This is a genomic window from Kocuria sp. ChxB (assembly GCF_044359605.1).
Lineage (GTDB): Bacteria > Actinomycetota > Actinomycetes > Actinomycetales > Micrococcaceae > Kocuria > Kocuria rhizophila.
Genome location: NZ_CP121123.1, coordinates 1,710,213 through 1,729,569, shown reverse-complemented (window position 1 = coordinate 1,729,569; position 19,357 = coordinate 1,710,213). Strand labels below are relative to the sequence as shown.

Annotated in this window: 19 protein-coding genes and 1 pseudogene; 7 read left to right on the top strand and 13 right to left on the bottom strand. The window is 70.9% G+C overall.

Going from position 1 to position 19,357, the window contains the following annotated elements; genetic code table 11:
- Positions 1-188: 188 nt before the first annotated feature.
- Positions 189-458: a hypothetical protein gene (locus P8S73_RS07650; RefSeq protein WP_224764850.1), complete on the bottom strand. Its 270-nt coding sequence runs from the start codon at positions 456-458 to the stop codon at positions 189-191.
- A 5-nt stretch (positions 459-463) separates the two neighbouring features.
- Positions 464-691 (bottom strand): hypothetical protein, encoded by a 228-nt coding sequence (locus P8S73_RS07645; RefSeq protein WP_019310340.1) that lies wholly within the window; start codon positions 689-691, stop codon positions 464-466.
- 183 nt (positions 692-874) lie between these two features.
- Here P8S73_RS07645 and P8S73_RS07640 point away from each other — a divergent pair, with 183 nt between their 5' ends.
- From P8S73_RS07640 to fmdA, 5 genes are all read left to right on the top strand, one after another.
- Positions 875-2,593 (top strand): urocanate hydratase, encoded by a 1,719-nt coding sequence (locus P8S73_RS07640; RefSeq protein ID WP_396350296.1) that lies wholly within the window; start codon positions 875-877, stop codon positions 2,591-2,593.
- A gap of 170 nt (positions 2,594-2,763) precedes the next feature.
- The gene (gene hutI, locus P8S73_RS07635; protein WP_259919196.1) at positions 2,764-3,927 is read left to right on the top strand and encodes an imidazolonepropionase; all 1,164 of its coding nucleotides are present in this window, start codon (positions 2,764-2,766) and stop codon (positions 3,925-3,927) included.
- Between the two features lie 111 nt (positions 3,928-4,038).
- Entirely contained in the window at positions 4,039-5,601 is a 1,563-nt protein-coding gene (hutH, locus tag P8S73_RS07630) for a histidine ammonia-lyase (protein ID WP_396350295.1), read from the top strand.
- A gap of 282 nt (positions 5,602-5,883) precedes the next feature.
- Complete coding sequence (locus P8S73_RS07625) at positions 5,884-6,177, top strand: FmdB family zinc ribbon protein (protein ID WP_396350294.1); 294 nt, start codon at positions 5,884-5,886, stop codon at positions 6,175-6,177.
- A gap of 58 nt (positions 6,178-6,235) precedes the next feature.
- Positions 6,236-7,492 (top strand): formamidase, encoded by a 1,257-nt coding sequence (gene fmdA, locus P8S73_RS07620; protein WP_121566798.1) that lies wholly within the window; start codon positions 6,236-6,238, stop codon positions 7,490-7,492.
- A 123-nt stretch (positions 7,493-7,615) separates the two neighbouring features.
- Here fmdA and P8S73_RS07615 read toward each other — a convergent pair whose 3' ends face one another.
- From P8S73_RS07615 to P8S73_RS07590, 6 genes and pseudogenes are all read right to left on the bottom strand, one after another.
- On the bottom strand, positions 7,616-8,494 hold the full coding sequence (locus P8S73_RS07615) for an alpha/beta fold hydrolase (RefSeq protein ID WP_396350293.1): 879 nt from the start codon (positions 8,492-8,494) through the stop codon (positions 7,616-7,618).
- A gap of 242 nt (positions 8,495-8,736) precedes the next feature.
- The gene (locus P8S73_RS07610; RefSeq protein WP_102613672.1) at positions 8,737-9,300 is read right to left on the bottom strand and encodes a DUF3349 domain-containing protein; all 564 of its coding nucleotides are present in this window, start codon (positions 9,298-9,300) and stop codon (positions 8,737-8,739) included.
- On the bottom strand, positions 9,297-9,557 hold the full coding sequence (locus P8S73_RS07605; protein WP_235586634.1) for a hypothetical protein: 261 nt from the start codon (positions 9,555-9,557) through the stop codon (positions 9,297-9,299). The genes P8S73_RS07610 and P8S73_RS07605 overlap by 4 nt, the downstream gene beginning before the upstream one ends.
- An 8-nt stretch (positions 9,558-9,565) precedes the next feature.
- On the bottom strand, positions 9,566-10,789 hold the full coding sequence (locus P8S73_RS07600; RefSeq protein ID WP_102613673.1) for an inorganic phosphate transporter: 1,224 nt from the start codon (positions 10,787-10,789) through the stop codon (positions 9,566-9,568).
- A gap of 247 nt (positions 10,790-11,036) precedes the next feature.
- The gene (locus P8S73_RS07595; RefSeq protein ID WP_338074425.1) at positions 11,037-11,249 is read right to left on the bottom strand and encodes a sulfurtransferase TusA family protein; all 213 of its coding nucleotides are present in this window, start codon (positions 11,247-11,249) and stop codon (positions 11,037-11,039) included.
- Between the two features lie 387 nt (positions 11,250-11,636).
- Positions 11,637-12,467 (bottom strand): annotated as a pseudogene (locus P8S73_RS07590) (YeeE/YedE family protein); the annotation flags it as partial.
- A gap of 481 nt (positions 12,468-12,948) precedes the next feature.
- Here P8S73_RS07590 and P8S73_RS07585 point away from each other — a divergent pair.
- Positions 12,949-13,374 (top strand): hypothetical protein, encoded by a 426-nt coding sequence (locus P8S73_RS07585; RefSeq protein ID WP_144803090.1) that lies wholly within the window; start codon positions 12,949-12,951, stop codon positions 13,372-13,374.
- A gap of 66 nt (positions 13,375-13,440) precedes the next feature.
- Here P8S73_RS07585 and P8S73_RS07580 read toward each other — a convergent pair whose 3' ends face one another.
- Together P8S73_RS07580 and P8S73_RS07575 are read right to left on the bottom strand one after the other, a co-directional pair.
- Positions 13,441-13,917 (bottom strand): hypothetical protein, encoded by a 477-nt coding sequence (locus P8S73_RS07580; protein WP_121566837.1) that lies wholly within the window; start codon positions 13,915-13,917, stop codon positions 13,441-13,443.
- Positions 13,914-14,915 carry an NAD-dependent dehydratase gene (locus P8S73_RS07575; protein ID WP_121566835.1) on the bottom strand — a complete coding sequence of 334 codons (1,002 nt, stop codon included), beginning with the start codon at positions 14,913-14,915 and terminating at the stop codon, positions 13,914-13,916. Before P8S73_RS07575 ends, P8S73_RS07580 begins: the two co-directional genes overlap by 4 nt.
- 159 nt (positions 14,916-15,074) lie before the next feature.
- On the opposite strand from P8S73_RS07575, the gene P8S73_RS07570 reads away from it, so the two are divergent.
- Complete coding sequence (locus tag P8S73_RS07570; protein WP_070637294.1) at positions 15,075-15,311, top strand: hypothetical protein; 237 nt, start codon at positions 15,075-15,077, stop codon at positions 15,309-15,311.
- Between the two features lie 93 nt (positions 15,312-15,404).
- Here the strand turns inward: P8S73_RS07570 and P8S73_RS07565 are convergent, their stop codons facing one another.
- The 3 genes from P8S73_RS07565 to P8S73_RS07555 form a co-directional block, all read right to left on the bottom strand.
- On the bottom strand, positions 15,405-15,566 hold the full coding sequence (locus P8S73_RS07565; RefSeq protein WP_183085986.1) for a hypothetical protein: 162 nt from the start codon (positions 15,564-15,566) through the stop codon (positions 15,405-15,407).
- Between the two features lie 128 nt (positions 15,567-15,694).
- Positions 15,695-17,842, bottom strand: coding sequence for a bifunctional anthranilate synthase component I family protein/class IV aminotransferase (locus tag P8S73_RS07560; protein WP_239357238.1), 2,148 nt, complete (start codon positions 17,840-17,842; stop codon positions 15,695-15,697).
- A 216-nt stretch (positions 17,843-18,058) separates the two neighbouring features.
- A complete protein-coding gene (locus P8S73_RS07555) occupies positions 18,059-19,078 on the bottom strand; it encodes an NADP-dependent oxidoreductase (RefSeq protein WP_121566834.1) in 1,020 nt (339 codons plus the stop codon).
- Between the last annotated feature and the right edge of the window lie 279 nt (positions 19,079-19,357).

Genomic DNA, 19,357 nt, shown 5'->3' with positions numbered 1-19,357 from the left:
TCGACAGGTTGCTCTTCAAAGTCAAAGACACTAACGTTTCCGAGCAGACTTTCATGTACCAATAGTGGTGATGGGAGAGTATAGGTGCCTGTAACCGTCATAACCTTCCTCTGTCTAGCCCGTCATCGACTCCGGGGGGCAAGCCTAAGTGCATGAGGCCCTGACGTTGTTGCCCCGGGGCCCCGCTATCACGCCACGAGTCGCGTGTAGCGCTGCCGAGCGGCCTCACCGGTCGTTCCGACGAAAGTGCCGATTGCAGCCCATGACATGCCCGCGCGACGAGCCGTGCGCACGGCGTCGATGACGTGACGTTCTGCGGCGGACTGTTCAGCGACGGCCGCGCGCAGAGCCGTGATTGCATCCACGTCCAGCTCGTCCTCGAGCCGCGGCTCGTACTGCTCGAAGCGCGCAGCCAGCTCATCGGCGTGAGCAAGGATTTCCTCTACGGTTCGGGGCATGGTCATCACCTCAGATATTTCCGACGGGCAGGCATGGCGTGGACGATGACGTCAGCGGTGTGTCCCTGCACGTATCCGACTTCCAGAACGATGGCGGCCCGGTTCGCACCAATCAGCATGGTGAACCCCTCACCGAGGTCCCACGCACGGATCGGGTTGCGGTAGGCGTGAAGAATGTCGGCCTCCACGAGGCCGTGCTTCAACGCTGACGGCGCGATGATCGGCTCATCCACACTTACAAGTTATCTTGCGTTGCACTGACGCTACAAGGGCTTTGCCCCGCGCATCTTGTCTGGCATCCCAGACACAACCCCCTCCAGAACCCGTGACCCCCGTCACCGCCCGTGGTCCCATGGACTCATTCCCCGTCCGCGGCCTCACACGCCCCGGACCGACCCGCACCAGGAGGACCACTCATGGCACTGCCCAACGCCCGCCCCGTCCGCGCACCCCGCGGCACCGAGATCAGCGCCAAGAGCTGGCAGACCGAAGCGCCCATGCGCATGCTCATGAACAACCTGGACCCGGAGGTCGCCGAGCGTCCGGACGACCTGGTGGTCTACGGCGGCACCGGCCGCGCGGCCCGCAGCTGGGAGGCTTTCGACGCCATCGTCAAGACCCTCAAGGAGCTCGAGGAGGACGAGACCCTCCTGGTGCAGTCCGGCAAGCCCGTGGGCGTGCTGCGCACCAACAAGTGGGCCCCGCGCGTGCTGATCGCCAACTCCAACCTGGTGGGCGACTGGGCCACGTGGCCCGAGTTCCGCAAGCTCGAGGACGAGGGCCTCATGATGTACGGCCAGATGACCGCCGGGTCCTGGATCTACATCGCCACGCAGGGCATCCTGCAGGGCACCTACGAGACGTTCTACGCCGTCGCCCGCAAGATGCACGAGGAGGGCCGCATCCCCGAGCCCACCCTGGCCGGCACCCTGACCATCACCGGCGGCTGCGGCGGCATGGGCGGCGCCCAGCCGCTGGCCGTGACGCTGAACGGCGGTGCGTGCCTCGTCGTGGACGTGGACGAGACGCGCCTCAAGCGCCGCCAGTCCAAGCGCTACCTGGACGAGGTGGAGACGGACCTGGACACCGCCCTCGCCAAGGTCATGGCGGCCAAGAACGAGCGCCGCGCGCTGTCCGTGGGCTACGTGGGCAACGCCGCGGACGTGTTCCCGGAGCTGCTGCGCCGCCACCGCGCGGGCGAGATCTCCGTGGACGTCGTGACCGACCAGACCTCCGCGCACGATCCCCTGTCCTACCTGCCCACCGAATTCACCGTGGAGCAGTGGGACGCCGAGGCCAAGGCCGATCCCATCGGCTTCACCAAGAAGGCCCAGGAAGCCATGGCTGCCCAGGTCCAGGCGATGGTCGAGTTCCAGGACGAGGGCGCCGAGGTCTTCGACTACGGCAACTCCATCCGCGACGAGGCCCGCCACGCCGGCTACACCCGCGCGTTCGAGTTCCCGGGCTTCGTCCCGGCGTACATCCGCCCGCTGTTCTGCGAGGGTCTCGGCCCCTTCCGCTGGGTGGCGCTCTCCGGCGATCCCAAGGACATCGAGGTCACGGACAACGCCATCAAGGAGCTCTTCCCGGACAACAAGCACCTGCACGAGTGGATCGACGCCGCGCAGGAGCACGTGGAGTTCGAGGGCCTGCCCGCGCGCATCTGCTGGCTGGGCTACGGCGAGCGCCACAAGGCCGGGCTGCTGTTCAACCAGCTCGTGGCCGAGGGCAAGGTGTCCGCGCCCATCGTGATCGGCCGCGACCATCTGGACTCCGGTTCGGTGGCCTCGCCCTACCGCGAGACCGAGTCCATGAAGGACGGTTCGGACGCGATCGCGGACTGGCCGCTGCTCAACGCGCTCACCGCCGCGTCCTCCGGCGCCACCTGGGTCTCCATCCACCACGGCGGCGGCGTGGGCATCGGCCGTTCCATCCACGCGGGCCAGGTCTCCGTGGCGGACGGCACCGAGCTCGCCGCGCAGAAGCTCGAGCGCCTGCTCACCAACGACCCCGGCATGGGCGTGATCCGCCACGCGGACGCCGGCTACGAGCGCGCCATCCAGGTGGCGGACGAGCGCGGCGTCAACATCCCCATGCACAACGACCTCGCGGCCACCCGCCAGGCGGACCAGTGAGCGGGCGCCCCACCTCCCCCACCGGGGACGACGACGCCGCACGCGGGCTCCGCGCCGATTCTCACCCGGGTGCCGCCTCCTCGGGGACGGCACCGGGGGCGACCAGCGACGCAGCCCAGCCGGGCGCGCGGTCGCACCGGGCGGCGTCGTCCGCCGGCGGGTCCGAGCTCATCACCGGCATCGGCGAGCTGCACACGGTGGACCCCGCGCGAGGTGAGGACTCCGTGCTCCGGGACGCGGCCGTCGTCGTCGAGAACGGGCTGATCGCATGGGTGGGCCGCGCCTCCGAGGCGCCCGCGGCGGACCGCGCCGTGGACGTGGAGGGGCGCGCGGGGCTGCCCGGCTGGGTGGACTCGCACACGCACCTGGTGTTCGCCGGGGACCGCGGGGAGGAGTTCGCCGCGCGTATGGCCGGCGAGGCATACGCGGCGGGTGGCATCGGCGTGACCACGAACGCCACCCGGGAAGCCAGCGACGAAACCCTGCGCGGGCTCGTGGCCGGGCGCGTGCGGGATGCCGTGGCCGGTGGCACCACCTACCTGGAGACGAAGACGGGCTACGGCCTGGACGTGGAGCAGGAGCTGCGCGCGGCGAAGATCGCCGCGGACGCCGCGGACGAGGTCACGTTCCTGGGTGCCCACCTGGTGCCCGAGGGCGTGGACGCGGACGAGTACGTGGAGACGGTGTGCGGGCCCATGCTCGAGGCCGTAACCCCGTACGTGCAGTGGGCGGACGTGTTCTGCGAGCGCGGGGCGTTCAATCCGGAGCAGTCGCGCCGCGTGCTCGAGGCCTGCCGGGACGCGGGGCTCGGGCTGCGGGTGCACGGCAACCAGATCGGCCCCGGTGAGGGTGTGTCCCTGGCCGTGGAGCTGGGGGCGGCGTCCGTGGACCACTGCAACTTCCTCTCGGACGAGGACGTGGCGGCGCTGGCCGGCTCGGGCACCGTGGCCACCGTGCTGCCGGCGTGCGACCTCTCCACCCGTGCCCCGCTGGCCCCGGCCCGTGAGCTGCTGGACGCGGGAGCCACCGTGGCAATCGCCTCCAACTGCAACCCCGGCACCAGCTACACCACGTCCATGAACTTCTGCGTGGCCACTGCGGTGCTGCAGATGGAGCTCACGGTGGACGAGGCCATCCGTGCCGCCACGCTCGGCGGCGCCAAGGCGCTGCGGCGGGACGTCTCCACCCCGGGCCGGCCCGCCGTGGGCCACCTCGCGGTGGGAACGCGCGCGGACCTCCACGTGCTGGACGCCCCGCAGGCCGTGCACCTGGCCTACCGCCCCGGCATGCCCCTCACGTGGGGCGTGTGGCGGGCGGGCCGCCGGGAGATCTGAGCGCACCGAGTGACCCGGGGTCATCCACCCCGGGTCACTCGCAGGCCACCCCTTTTCTTCTCCACGAGTTGCCCAGACGACTCGGACCATCGACCGGAAGGACTCTTCCCCATGACCCTCTTCGACACCGACCTCCCCACCACCGTGCAGCTGGGCTCCTCCGGCGTCACGGTGGGTGACGTGATCGCCGTCGCCCGCCACGACGCCCGCGTGGAGCTGACCGACGAGGCCCGCGAGCACGTCGCGAGGGTGCGCCGGAACATCGATGAGCTGGCGGCGTCGGACGTGCCCGCGTACGGGATCTCCACCGGATTCGGCGCGCTGGCCAACAAGCACATCCCCCTGGAGAAGCGCACCCGGCTGCAGAAGTCCCTGGTGCGCTCCCACGCCGCGGGCACCGGGCCCACCGTGGAGCGGGAGGTGGTGCGGGCGCTCATGTTCCTGCGTGCCAAGACCCTGGCCTCGGGGCACACGGGCATCCGGGTGGAGACCCTGGAGACCATGCTCGCCGTGCTCAACGCGGGCATCACCCCGGTGGTGCACGAGTTCGGCTCACTGGGCTGCTCGGGTGACCTGGCACCGCTCGCCCACTGCGCGCTCGTGCTCATGGGTGAGGGCCGCGCCGTCGGACCGGACGGCACCGAGCGTCCCGTGCCCGAGCTGCTCGCCGAGGCCGGGATCGAGCCCGTGACCCTCGCCGAGAAAGAGGGCCTGGCGCTCATCAACGGCACGGACGGCATGCTGGGCCAGCTCATCATGGCGCTGGCGGACCTGCAGAACCTCCTCACCGCCGCGGACATCACCGCCGCCTTCTCCGTGGAGGGCCTGCTGGGCACTGACCGCGTGTTCGTCCCCGAGCTGCACGAGCCGCTGCGCCCCCACCCGGGCCAGAAGTATGCCGCAGCGAACATGCTCAAGGTGCTGGAAGGCTCCGGGATCGTGGCCTCCCACCGCGTGGGCGACGACCGCGTGCAGGACGCCTACTCCCTACGCTGCGCCCCCCAGGTGGCGGGCGGCAGCCGGGACACCGTCCGCTACGCGTTGGCCGTCGCGCAGCAGGAGCTCGCCGCGGCCGTGGACAACCCCGTGGTCCTGGACGACGGCACCGTGAGCTCCAACGGCAACTTCCACGGCGCGCCCGTGGCCTACGTGCTGGACTTCCTGGCCATCCCCATTGCGGACCTGGCGTCCATGTCCGAGCGCCGCACCGACCGCATGCTGGACCCGGCCCGCTCCCACGGCCTGCCCCCGTTCCTCGCGGAGGACCCGGGCACGGACTCCGGGCTGATGATCGCGCAGTACACGCAGGCCGGGCTCGTCTCGGACATGAAGCGCCTCGCGGTGCCCGCGTCCGTGGACTCCATCCCGAGCTCTGCAATGCAGGAGGACCACGTGTCCATGGGTTGGCACGCCGCCCGCAAGCTGCGCAAGGCCGTGCAGAACCTGCAGCGCGTGATCGCGATCGAGCTGCTGACCTCCACCCGCGCCATCGCCCTGCGCGCTCCCCTGCAGCCGGGCCCCGCCGCGAGCGCCGTGATCGCGGACCTCGCCGGCACCGTGGGCGCGCCCGGCCCAGACCGCTTCATGGCCCCGGAGATCGACGCCGCCGTCCAGTACGTGGCCTCCGGCCGTCTCGTGAGCACGGTCGAGACCGCCACGGGCCCGCTCAACTGAGCCGCGCGGCGTCGTCGTCCCCGGGCGACGACGCCGCGCGGCCCAGTCGACGCCACTGGGCCGGGTGCCCGCCGCAGAGGGTGCCCGGCCTGCTGCATTGCGCCGGAGCCCGGAGAGACCCGGCAGGCCAGGAACGCGCCCCGGTGGCTCTGAGGAGGAGAAGTACCCGCCAGACGCGCCGCTGCGCAGTCGTTTCTACACCTGGGATTCACGACCCTGCCCGCCCTGTTCCCCGGGGGCGCCCGGTACTAGGGTCACTACTACGCGCGAAGGGAGCACCACATGCCCGTCTACGAATTCCGGTGCGAGGCCTGCGGGCCGTTCGACGCCCACCACGCCATGGCCCGGGTGCCCCGTGCGCAGCAGTGCCCGACGTGCGGCGCGGACTCCCGCCGCGTGTTCTCCGCCGTGGGCCTCTCCCGCGCGAACTCCCCGCAGGCACGCGCCATCGACGACGCCGCCCGCACGGCTGACGCGCCCGACGTCGTCCGCTCCGTGCCCGGGCAGGCAGGCGCCCCGGGAGCAGCACCCCGGGTCTCCCGCGACCCCCGGCACGCGAAGCTGCCGCGGCCCTAGCTTCCCCGCACTGCCGCGCGGGAACCGCCCGCGGGGCTCTCCAGAAAGGTCACGGACCATGCCAGAAGTGATTTTCCCGCTGGACTCCACCAAGCCCTTCACCGAGCAGAAGCTGACCGGCCACAACCGCTGGCACCCCGACATCCCGCCCGTGGCCACGCTCAAGCGCGGGGAGAGCTACCGCATCGACTGCCGCGAGTGGTTCGACGGCGCCATCAAGAACGACGACTCCGCGGACGACATCCGGGACGCCCCACTGAACCGGGTGCACGCGCTGTCCGGGCCCTTCCGCATCGAGGGTGCGGAGCCCGGCGACCTGCTGATCGTGGACATCCTGGACGTGGGTCCCATCCCCCAGGAGGAGGGCCCGCTGGCCGGACAGGGCTGGGGCTACACGGGAATCTTCGCGCAGAAGAACGGCGGCAGCTTCCTGGTGGACCAGTTCCCGGACGCGTACAAGGCGGTGTGGGACTTCCGCGGCGGCGAGTGCACGTCCCGGCACATCCCCGGCGTGAAGTTCACGGGTATGGTCCACCCCGGCCTCATGGGCACTGCGCCGTCCGCGGAGCTGCTGAAGACGTGGAACAAGCGCGAGGGCGACCTGATCGCCACCGAACCGAACCGCGTGCCCCCGCTGGCCTTGCCGCCGGAGCCGGACTCCGCGATCCTCGGCTCGCTGACCGGCGCGGACTACGACCGCGTGGCCGGCGAGGGCGCCCGCACCGCTCCCCCGCGCGAGAACGGCGGCAACCAGGACATCAAGAACTTCACCAAGGGCTCGCGCGTGTTCTACCCGGTGTACGTGTCCGGGGCGAACCTCTCCATGGGTGACCTGCACTTCTCCCAGGGGGACGGCGAGATCACGTTCTGCGGCGGCATCGAGATGGGCGGTTTCATCGACATCCATGTGGACGTGATCAAGGGCGGCATGGACACCTACGGCGTGAGCGAGAACGCCATCTTCATGCCCGGACGCAACGGTCCCGTGTACTCGGAGTGGCTGGCGTTCTCGGGCACGTCCGTGACGCTCGACGGCGAGCAGCGCTACCTGGACTCGCACCTGTCCTACCAGCGCGCGATCCTGCACGCCATCGACTACCTCGCCAAGTTCGGCTGGTCCAAGGAGCAGGCGTACCTGCTGCTGGGCGCCGCCCCCATCGAGGGCCGCTTCTCCGGGGTGGTGGACATCCCCAACTCGTGCGCCACGGTGTACCTGCCCACCGAGATCTTCGACGTGGACATCCGCCCCTCCGCCAGCGGTCCCACCCAGGTGGACCCGGGCATGGGGGCGCCGCGGGCGATGAACCCGGGCTGATCCCGCCACGGCCCCGCGCGGACGACGCCGCGGGGCCGCCTCTCGCAGGTGAGTGCACTTCCGCCCCAGGAACCGCGGTTTCCAAGGATGGAAGTGCACTCGCATGTCTGACGGGCGGTCCTCTCAATCCCGTGCGGCGGCCGCCAGGTGCTCCTGGATCTCCGCCAGCACCTCGTCCGGGCGCTCCTCCACCATGAAGTGCCCGGTGGGAACCGCCCGGCCGGTGATGCGTGGCAGCCACGGCCGCCACGCCTCCAGCGGGTCCGTCTGGGCACCCACCACGCCGTTGCTGCCCCAGAGCAGCAGGGCGGGGAGGTTGCGAGAGGTGCCGCGGTCGGCGTCGTCGTGCTCCCGGTCCACACCGGCGGCCGCGGCGTAGTCCGCGCACCACGCGGCCACGACGGACGGGTTCTGGGCGGCGGCCTCGTAAGCCGCGAGCGCCTCGGGGTCGAACGTGTCCAGGGAACCGGGAGTGCCACCCAGTCCCCCGAGGGCCGCGTGCAGGAAGGTGAGGGGCTCGGCGCTGATGAGCCGCTGCGGCATGGGTGCTGGCTGGGCCAGGAACAGCCAGTGGTAGTACCGGGTGGCCAGCCAGTCGTCCATGAGCTCCCACACGGTGGGGGTGGGGAGGATGTCCAGCAGCGCCACGGAGCGCACCGCGTCCGGGAAGTCCAGGGTCATGCGGTGGGCGGTGCGCGCGCCGCGGTCGTGGGCCACCACGTCGAAACTCTCGTGGCCCAGGTGGCGCATCACGGCCACCATGTCCGCCGCCATGGCCCGGAAACTGAACTCCTCGCTGTGCGCCGTGGAGTTCCCGTAGCCGCGCAAATCCGCGACCACCAAGCGGTGGTCCCGCGCGAGGGCAGGGCCCAGTCGGTGCCACATGGCGTGGGTCTGCGGGAAGCCGTGCAGCAGCAGGAGCGGCTCGCCCTGCCCGCCGGTCCGCGCGTGGATGGTGGCCCCGGGGACCGGAATGCGGTGGGTCTCGAAGTTCTCGAACATGGGGCCATTGTGCGCCCCCCAGGTGGGGGACCACCCGTGCAGCCGGGCCCGTCAACACGCTCGGGGCGGGAAGCCTCCCGACTGCTCCACGAACGGGACTGAGACACCCATGGCCTTAGGCGCACAGCGTCTGAGGAGAGGTTCTGCCCCCGGAAAGTGCGTTTCAGGGGGCAGAACCTCTCCCTGCGCGTCGGGCCACCCACGGGACATCGCCCGCCCCACGCGTGGCGCCCCGCCGCGCCCTACTCCCCCTCGAACGGCCACCCGTGCGCCGCGAGCATCGCGCGGATGCGTGCGATTTCCTCGGGCTTGGGCTCGTCCTCCGTGGCGCGCTGGATGGCGTCGCGGGCATCGGCCTCGGAGGGTGCCACCCCCTGTTCCCGGGCGTCCTGGGCCAGCTGGTCCGCGATCGCGGCCATGTCCGCGTCGTCCAGCTGGGGGCGAAGCACCGCGAGCACCGGGAGGTAGTCCTGGGCGGGGACCCCGTTGGGGTAGTCAGCCCGCAGCCAGTTCATCACCCGCGCCACGTAGCCGGGCTGGCGGGGTGGTTCGTCCTGGCTGGCGCCCACCAGGGGCCACCCGGCGCGCGCGAGCTCCGCGGCGACGTCGTGCTGCTGGGCCTCGGAGGACGTGGCGGGGCCCAGGAGGTCTCCCGCCGGAACGTCCAGCGCCTCGAGCAGGCGCTCGGTGCGGTGCGGGCCCACCGTGCGAGCCAGCAGCTCCGCGAGCGCGGCGTGCTGCTCGGGCGGGACGCCCTGCGGGTAGGCGGCCCGAATGTGCTCGAGAGCCGCGTCGAAAGTCATCATCCGAACACCGTGATCCCTAGGTAGTGCTCCAAGCTCTTGCGGGTGATCCAGAGGACCCCGATCAGCACCGCGGCGAGCACGATCGCAAAGCAGAGTACCGCCCCGGCGAGCGCCACGGGGTTCCTGCGGGCCGTGCCGTCGGGGCCGGGGTCCGGGGTGGCGCGGCTCCACAGGGTGATGCCCACGGTGAACAGCGCGGGCAGGCCGGCGCCGAAGCACAGGCCGGCCACGAGCACGGCCAGGGCGGATCTCGCCATCTCGGCAATCATGAGCGGGTGACCTCCTGGGTACCGGAGCGGAGGGAGTCGCCGGGTGCGGGGGTGGTGCCCTCGTCCCAGTCGTCGTTGACGTTGTGGCGGTCCACCTTCTGGTGGCGGGAGCGCATGAAGATCAGGGCTGACGTGACCACCATGAACAGGAAGATGGCCACGGCGCCGGCCAGTCCCCCGATCGCGTGGGCGACCACGAAGCACGCCGCACCCACCACGGCCGCGGCGGGCAGCGTGAGCAGCCAGCCCACCACCATGCGCCCGGCCACGCCCCAGCGCACCGTGGCGCCGGGCTTGCCCACCCCGGATCCGAGGATGGAGCCGGTGGCCACGTGCGTGGTGGACAGCGCCATGCCGAAGTGGCTGGAGGTCAGGATGATGGCCGCCGACGACGCCTCGGCCGCCATCCCCTGCGGCGGCTCGATCTCCACGAGGCCCTTGCCGAGCGTGCGGATCACGCGCCAGCCGCCCAGGTACGTGCCCAGGGCGATGGCCACCGCGCACGAGACGATGATCCACGGGGGCAGACCGTCCTCCTCGATGCCCTGCACGCTCAGGCTGCCGTGCGCGATCAGGGCCAGGGCGATCACGCCCATGGTCTTCTGCGCGTCACCGGTGCCGTGGGCCAGGGACACCAGCGACGCCGTTCCCACCTGTCCCCAGCGGAACCCCTGGTCCCGGTGGCGACGGTCCGCCCCGCGGGCGATGAGGTACACGAGCGCGGTTCCCACAGCGGCCACGCACCCGGCGATGAACGGGGCCAGCGCGGCGGGCACCAGGATCTTCTGCACCACTCCGGCCCAGTTCACCCCGGCCACCCCGAGCGAGGCGAGACCCGCGCCGATGAGCCCGCCGAACAGCGCGTGGGACGAGCTGGAGGGCAGGCCGAACAACCACGTGGCCAGGTTCCAGAGGATGCCGCCGATGAGCCCCGAGAAGATGAGGGTCAGTGCGATCGTGGGGTCCAGCCCGGAGACGAGCCCGCCGTCCGGGGTCTGGATGAGCAGCACGTCCTTGGTGACCGTGGTGGCCACCTCCACGGAGAGGAACGCGCCCACCAGGTTCAGCACCGCGGACAGCGTCACGGCCGTGCGGGGCTTGAGCGCTCCGGTGGCGATGGACGTGGCCATGGCGTTGCCGGTGTCGTGGAATCCGTTGGTGAAGTCGAAGGCCAGCGCGGTCACGACCACCAGGCCCAGGATCACCAGTTCAACTGTCATTCCCCCAGGATGATCCCCACCGGGGCTCCGTGCCAAAAACGCGGCCGCACCCGGCCCCGTGGTGTTGGACACCTTGCTGACAACGCACGTACCCGCTACCACCGGCAGCGGGTACGTGCGCGGTTCTCGCGACGGAGCGGCCAGCCCTCGCGCGGGGTTCGTGGTGCCGGTGTGGGCGCCCACCGTGGTCGATCCCGCGGCCGCCCCTCGTGCGCGGGGCTCGTCCCCCCCCCTCCAGGGCGGGGGGTCAGCCCTTGCGGAGGGTGATCTGCCAGCTGGCGTCGCCCTTCTCCACGAAGTCGGTGACCTCGTGCCCGTCCGTGGCCGCCCACTGCGGGATGGCCTCGGTGGCCTGGGTGCAGTCGAAGTCGATCACCAGGTGGTCACCGCTCTGCAGGGTCTGCATCACGTCCTTGGCCTCGATCAGCGGGAACGGGCACACCGCCCCGAGCGAGTCCAGGGCCCAGTAGCCGTCCCCCAGGTCCTTCAGTTTCGACGACGCCGCTGCGCCCGGGTTCCTGACCATGAGCGCCGTGGGTGCCGCGGAGAGTCCCGAGAACACGTCCGCGCCCGAGGTGCGGGGGGCACCCGCGGTGGGAGCGGCGTCGTGCGCGGCGGTGTCCGTGGCGAGGGGGCGGGCCGTGGGGGCGGCGTCGATGGAGTTGTCGTCCGGTGCGGAGGCATCCACGGTGTGGTCCAGGCTCTCGGCGGTGGAGTAGGTGCCCCCGCTGGTGCCCTGCTCCGGCTGGGTGACGGTGGGCTTGAGCCAGATCCTGGTGGCCGCACCCACACCCAGGGCGATGAACAGCAGCGCGATCCAGCCCTGGAAGGTGAACAGGCTGGTCTGGACCATGCCGTTGCCCACCGTGCAGCCACCGGCCAGCGCTGCACCGACACCCATGAGCAGGCCGCCGCCGATGGAGCGCACGGTGGTCCTGGCGTCCGGGACGCGCACGCGGAACTCGCCCGTGGACTTGGCAGCGATGAACGAGCCCACCAGGATGCCGAGCACGAGCATCACGCCCCAGTCCAGCTTCTTGTCCGCGCCGGTGACCAGGAAGTTGAGCAGGTTGGCGGTGGGGGTGGTAATGCCCAGGCCGTCGTTGCGCCCGGTTGCCGCGGACAGCGGCCAGGCGACGACGCCGATCAGTCCCACCAGGACACCCGCGGTGTAGACGTGCAGCGGGCGCTTCCACACGGGCCGGTTGGTCAGGCGGGCGGGCGTGACCGCAGACTTCTCGCGATTGAGGAAGTGGCGCACCATCACACCGGTGACCGCCGCCAGCACGATCACGAAGAGCCACGGGGAGACGCCCAGGGCACCGGGAATGGTGGTGAGCCCGGTGTCCCACTCCTTCATTCCAGAGTTGAACCCCTTGAGCACGCCGGTCTTCATGGCGGACGCGGACAGCGCGTACATGGCCAGGGCGATCCACGAGCCCACCAGGCCCTCGCCGGAGCGGTACCACGTGCCGGAGGCGCACCCGCCGGCCAGGATGATGCCCACCCCGAACATGAATCCGCCCACGACCACCGCGAGCGGCATGAACGAGGGGTAGTCAGGGGAGATCACTCCGAGCGAGGTGAGCGCGGCCAGCCCGACGGCGTGCACCGTGATCACCACGAGCAGAGCGGTGAACGTGCGCCACGAGCGCTGCAGGAAGATGTCCCGCAGCATGCCCGTGACGCAGAAACGGCCGCGCTGCATGACGATGCCCAGCAGCGCGCCGAGGACGAGTCCGGTGAGGATCATGTGTGTGCCTGATTCCTGTGCACCCGTGGGCGCACGTTCCAGAAGTGGTTGACGGGGGAAGGACCACTACTGAACTACGCCCGGGCGCCGAGGTCCAGGGAGGTGTCACACGGCGCAACAGTGGGCCTGGCCAGGCCGGTGAACTCATGTTTTAGACTGGAGTATGCTGTCCTTCCCCCGCAGTACCCCCGCCCCCGCATCCGACGCCCACGACGGCGCCGGTTCGGCTGTCTCGCGGCGGACCCTGGCGAAGGGTGCGGCGTGGGCCGCTCCCGTGATTGCAGTCAGCACACTGGCGCCTGCCATCGCGGCGTCACCGTGCGCCGCTTACAGGGGTGGGCAGACGTTGCCAGCGTCTGCGTTTACCGTCACGTACCTCTACGTAACCAGGGAATCCTTAGGCGGGGTGGCGAGCAAGCAGGTGTACCTGAACTTTGGATTCAAAACAAGTGCAGAAGCTCGCGCCTGCGGCGTCACCTCAGGCTCGCTCTACTCGAACAACGCGGAGAACAAGTCGAGAGTCAGCCTCACGAACGGAAAGTCCTACAATCTCAGCAACGGCGGAAATGTTCCTGCCAACGGAAGTGCCGGGACGGTGGACACCTTCTGCGATGCCGGCCTGAATGGAACGGAAGCCTGTGGTACGACCGGACTTTCGCCATACAATGTGGACGGTTCCGCTGGCACCAGTTCGTACAGCGTGAATCGAATTTCTCTGTACCGCCGAGTTACCCTTGACGGCTTCAGCCCCACTATTATTTACCTGAACGCGACCATAGCTGCGGATGGCAAGGGGTCGAACTTCAGCGTCACTTCCGCTCCCCTCTTTTGATATTCGTGAATTCCGGCGGCTAGACGGTTTTTATCACCTCTTGCACGGCATGGCCTCGTCGCGCAGCTATGATATTGAGTGCAAGGCGATCTCCCCCACCCGCCCCACCGACATCGGCACCTGCCCGAACACCGCCCTGGGGATCGGCCGGCGGCACAGCTCCGCCGTGCGTGGCTCGTCCCAGTCCACGTAGACGTACCAGCCGCCCTCCCCGCCGGTGGCGCCCGCGCAATCCTCCGCAGGGGATAGTTCCGACGGTCCGTCCCCGGTCTCGGGCGCCTCCACGCCGTCCACCTCGAACGCCGTCCGCCGCACCCGCCCCACCGCGCACAGCTCCTGCCTCTTGGACAGGTACGCCCAGATCACGTCCCCCGCCTTCATGGTGCGGAAGCCCGTGCGCAGGCACCAGCGGTCGATGGGCTGCGAGCGCCCGATCGCCTCCCACACCTCCGTGGCGTCTTCACGGGTGCGCCAGTCCGCGGGCATGTGCTCCGCATGGGCGGCGGGGTTGATGGGCAGGAACCAGTGGACGTCCTCGCTCATCCGCGCCCCACCCACGAGTCCGCGGACCCGTCCGCCAGCAGCGCGTCGTACCCCTCCCGGAACGTGGGGTACCGCCACTCCTCGCGGGGCACCAGGGCGTGCACCAGCTCACCGTCCACGATCTTGCCGAGCGGCCCCTCCCCCGGCCCGGAGTCGTCCGGCGGCACGGGCACACCCAGCCGGTGCGCGAGGTGCGCGGCCACGTCACCCAGCCGTGCGGCGTCGTGGTCCACGGCGTGCAGCAGCCGCGGGAGCCGGGCCGGTGCCGACGACGCCGCCGCACCGCCTCCCCCCGCGACCGTCCCGCTCCGCGAGGCTCCCGTTCGCTGACCCGCCGCGTCGCCGACTCCGCCGGGCATCCCTGTCTGCGTGGAATCCTCCCGCTCGCCCGCCACGGTGCCCCGTTCCAGCAGGGTGACCAGGACCGTCACGAGGTCGTCCCGGTGGATCCTGTTGGTCACCCGCCGGTGTGCCAGGGGCGCCCCGCGGCGCACCCGCTCGATCATGGACGTGCGCCCCGGTCCGTAGATGCCCGCGGGCCGCACGATCACGAGGTCCGGGAACAGCTCCGCCGCCAGATCCTCCGCCGCGAGCAGCACGTGGGCGGTGGGTCGCTGCGGGTCGGGCGGGGTGTCCTCGGTGACGCGTTCGCCGTCGCCGCCCAGCACACCCGTGGAGGACACCAGGACCACGAGCGGCTCCTGCTCCCCGAGTGCGCGCCGCAACCCCCGCAGGCCGCCCAGGTAGGTGTGCTCGTACCCGGCGACGTCGTGGCCGTCCGCCGTGAGGGTGACCACCACGGCGTCCACGTCCGGAAGGCGTGCCTCGCCGGGATCCGTGAGATCCAGGGACGCCCCTGCCAGCGGCGCGGGCAGCCGGTCCGCATGCCGCCGCACACCGGTGGCCGCCCACCCCCGCTCGCTCAGTCGCAGCCCCAGCGCGGTTCCCACGTCCCCGCAGCCGGCCAGCAGAACACGCCGTGATTCGGTCTCAGTCATGCCTCCACCCTGCCACGCAGCTCCGCATGGACCACACCGTGGAGCGTCGAACAAACTTTCGTCACCCCACTTACCATCGCCGCCGAATCGGACTACGCTGGGAACTCCCAAGCCCCGCATCACCTCATCGGCCCTCCGGGCCTGAATGGAGATCGCACCATGATCATGAAGACTCTGCACGACGCCGGCATCCGCTCCGAGTACGCCTACGCCGCGGGCATGGGCTCCATCGGCCTCGCCTTCGTGTCCTGGGGCCTCTCGCGCTTCAAGAGCGACGACTCCAAGGCGCAGTCGGACCGCTGGGGCATCTTCGTGGGCCACTGGGCCCCCACTTTCATGAGCGTGGGTCTGGCCCTGTCCCAGTACGAGCAGACCCTCGAGAACAAGAAGAAGTAGCCACCGGCCCCGCAGCCACTCGGCGCAGGAAAACCGCCCCGCACCTTCCTGGTGCGGGGCGGTTCGTCTGTCAGCGGCTGCCCGGTGCGGCGCTCAGTGCCCGTAGCCCTGGGACTGCTCCTCCGTGCCGGCCTGCTCCTCGAAGAACTCCTGCTGCTCCTGGGTGTCCGCCTGCTCAGCGGCCTTTTGGCGCTGCTCGTCGGTGTCCACCTGGCTGACCGACTCGGTGTTCTCGTCCTGCTGGTCCTTGCCCATGGCTGCACTCCTTCACGGTTGCGTGGTGCACCGCCCCGAACCCTGCAGCTCGGACGACGGCGCTGTTCCCCCGAGCATCCTCAGCTCACCGGGGCGTGTCAACGGGGTTCAACGATGGCACCCACTCGTCACCCGGCAGCCGCGAGCGCGTGCTGCACCCACGCCGTCACAGGCCCGTGAGCCCACCGTCCCACGCCCCGGACCTCCCCCACCGGGCGGGCGCCGCGCAGGGCATTGGTCACGAACACCTCCGACACCTCAGCGAGGTCCGCGAGGGCGGTGTCCCGTTCGCGGACCTCGTACCCGGCGGACCGCAGCGCCGCGATCACCCGGGCGCGCATCACCCCGGGCAGGATCCTGCCGTCAGCGGGCGGGGTGGTGACCACGCCGCCGCGCACCACGAACACATTGGCGCGCCCGGTCTCCAGCACCGTGCTGTCCTCGTCCACCAGCAGCGGATCGCACACCGGGGACCACGGCCCGGGTGCCGCGTCCAGGGCGTGGCGGTCCGCCCACTTGTGACTTCCCCACCCGCCGGGCACCACCACCGGGCGCAGCACCCACGGCTCCACGGGAGGCGCTGCACCGGGAGGGTTCAGCGGGGCGTGGGTCATCTCGACACGCAGACTCCCTGCGTCCGGGACCGCCGTGACCCGCAGCCGGTGCGGGCCGTCCAGCGCCGCGGCACGCTGAATGATCTGCTCCGCGAGCGCCCCCGGCAGCTCACGGGAGAAGCACGCACGGACGCTGTTCCCGAGTCGCGCCAGGTGCTCCGCCAGCTGCTCGGGGCGTCCCTCGCGGACGAGCATCGTGGTGAAGATCCCCAGGGTGGGGTCGGGGGTCGAGTGGATCACGGGCGCGTCACTCAGGGAGGCCGCCGCGCGCGACGACGCCCCGCCACCGACCACGCACCCCGGGGTCGCCACCTCCGAGGACTCCGCGTGCTCACGCCACTCCCGGGACAGCTCCGCCCCGAACCGGGCGCCCACCGCGTCCAGCAGCGGAGCGGCCTTCACGAGCGTCTCGAACGCCTCCCCGTCCGGGTCCGAGTCCGCGACGATCCCGCCGCCCACACCCAGCCGCACGGCGCCACCGGAGAACTCGAAGGTCCGGATGGCCACGTTCACCACCAGCCCCGCCAGCGGACTCACGCACCCGATGCCCCCGGTGTACACACCCCGGGCCGTGGTCTCCAGCTCGTTGATGATCTCCGTGGCCCTGATCTTGGGCGCCCCCGTGCACGAGCCGGGCGGGAACGTGGAGCGCAGCAGGGCGGCGTCGTCGAGCCCGGGACGCAGCGTTCCGTGGACGTCCGCGACCAGGTGGTGGACGCCCGTGTGCGGCTCCACGCGCGGCACGGCGGGGCTCAGGACGGAGCCGGGGACGCACGCGCGGGAGAGGTCGTTGCGCATGAGGTCCACGATCATCACGTTCTCCGCGCGGTTCTTGGCGGAGGCGTGCAGCTCGCGGGGGTCCGAGTCCGCGGGCGCGGTGCCCTTGATCGGGGAGGTCAGCACGGCGCGGCCGGTGCGGCGCAGGTAGAGCTCGGGCGAGAAGCTGGCCACCGCGCCGCCCGGCACGCGCAGGAACGCGGCGAAACGCGGCCGCAGCCGCTCGTACCCGGCGCAGAACAGGTCCAGCGGGTCACCGTCGAATGCCGCCGTGAGCTCTCGGCAGATGTTCGCCTGGAAGATGTCGCCGTCCCGGATGTGCGCCAGCGCGCGCCGCACGGCCTCGGCGTGGGCCGCGCCGGTCACGGCGGCCTCGAACGGCTCGCACCTGTACGGGTGCGGGGCGCACACCCCGGACGACGACGCCGCAGGGCCGGCCGCGAGCGCCCGCTCCACCGTCCCGATCGTCTCGGCCACCCGGCCAGGGTCCGCTCCGGGAAGGGACTCGCAGAGCCAACGGTCCGCGGCGGCGTCGTGCACCAGGACGTGGTCGTAGTGCGCCAGGTGGTGCTCCGGCAGACCGCCCGAGTGCGGCGGTGCGGGCGGGAGCGACTCCAGGCGGCGCGAGAGCTGGTAGCCCAGGTAGCCGAGCCACCCGCCGCCGAAGCGGGCGGGGTCTTCAGCGGTGAGGGCGGCGTCGTCGTCCGCGGCGCCCAGCGCGGCGAACGGGTCCTCGTCCGCGCCCAGCACGCGGGTGGGCCGGATGCCGATGACCGCGTCCCCGTGAAGCCAGTCGCCGAACAGCGCCGCGAGCCCGGGTTCATCGCGCAGCGCACGCAGCATCTGCACGGGACTCACGCGGTGCGGCAGGGCGGTGCGGGGCACGGGTTCCTCTCGGGGCGGGGCTGGCCGAGCCCATGATACGAACGAACCGCCCCGCACGGGTGCGCGGGGCGGTTCGTTGGACGGGGCAGGGGTGGGTGGCAGCGGCGTCGCCGTCCCGAGGCACGACCACGGGGCACGACGCCGCCGCGCCGCCGGCCCGCCCGCGCGCTCAGTCCTGGGGCGCGACCTCCAGGGCGGAGGCGTGGTGCGCGGTGATCAGATCTTCACGACCATCTTGCCGGTGTTCGCGCCCTTCATCATGTCGATGAAGGCGTCCACGGCGTGGTCCAGGCCCTCCACCACGGTCTCGTCGTAGGCGATCTTGCCGGAGGTGAACCACTCGGTCATCCGGGAGGTGTACTCCTCGGTGACGTCCCAGTGGTCACCCATGGTGAAGCCTTCGAGCATGAGCGAGTTCTTGATGATGTTGCCCATGTTGTCCGGACCGCAGGGGCGCTCGGTGGAGTTGTACTGGCTGATCGCGCCGCACACGGCCACGCGACCGTGCCGGTTCAGCACGTCCAGGGCCGCCTCGAGGTGGTCGCCGCCCACGTTGTCGTAGTAGACGTCCACGCCGTCCTCGCCCACGGCCTGCGCGAGCTGCTCACGGATGGGGGCGTCCTTGTAGTTGAGCACCGCGTCGAAGCCGTACTTCTCGGTGAGCAACTTCGCCTTCTCGTCCGAACCGGCGGAACCGATCACGTACGAGGCGCCCAGCTGCTTGGCGATCTGACCGGCCGCGGAGCCCACGGCGCCTGCCGCACCGGAGACAAACACGCGGTCGCCCTCCTTCAACCCGGCAATGCGGGTGAGCCCGGTGTAGGCGGTCATGCCCGTCATCCCCAGGATGCCCAGGTACACGGACAGCGGGGTGTCCGGGAGCTCCTGGATGGCGGTGAACTCCTCGGCGGAGCCCTGCGCGAGGTCCCGCCAGCCGTACTGGTGCAGCACGGGGGTGCCCTCGGGCAGCTTCTCGGAGCGGGACTCGACCACGCGGCCCACGGCGCCGCCGGTCATGGTCTCGTTGAGCGCGAACGGCGGGACGTAGCTCTTCTCGTCCCGCATGCGCCCCCGCATGTAGGGGTCCACGGAGATGAACTCGTTGCGCACGCGCACCTGGCCGTCCTGCAGCTCGGGCAGCTCCACGGTCTCGGTGCGGAAGTTCTCGGGCTCGGGCCACCCCTCCGGGCGGGAGACGAGCTGGATCTGGGTGCTGGTGGAATCGTTGGTAGCCATGTCTGCATCGTGGCACGCCTGATCGCTTTCCGCAGCAACAATTCGCGCGGAGCGGACGGCGGGGAATTTGGGAATAACCGATCGGTAACTTGTGTCTCCCAACCGACCCAGGATGTGCGGTGCGCCACGCTCAGGCGACGGACGGTGGGAGGCGAGCGGGCGTCGTCGTCACCCGTTCCCATGGCCCGCTCCCGCACGCGCTGCCCGTCCAGCGCGTCCCACGGCATCCGGCTCCCCCTCGCGCAGCAGCGCCCCGAGCCCCCGGCTGTGAGGAAACCG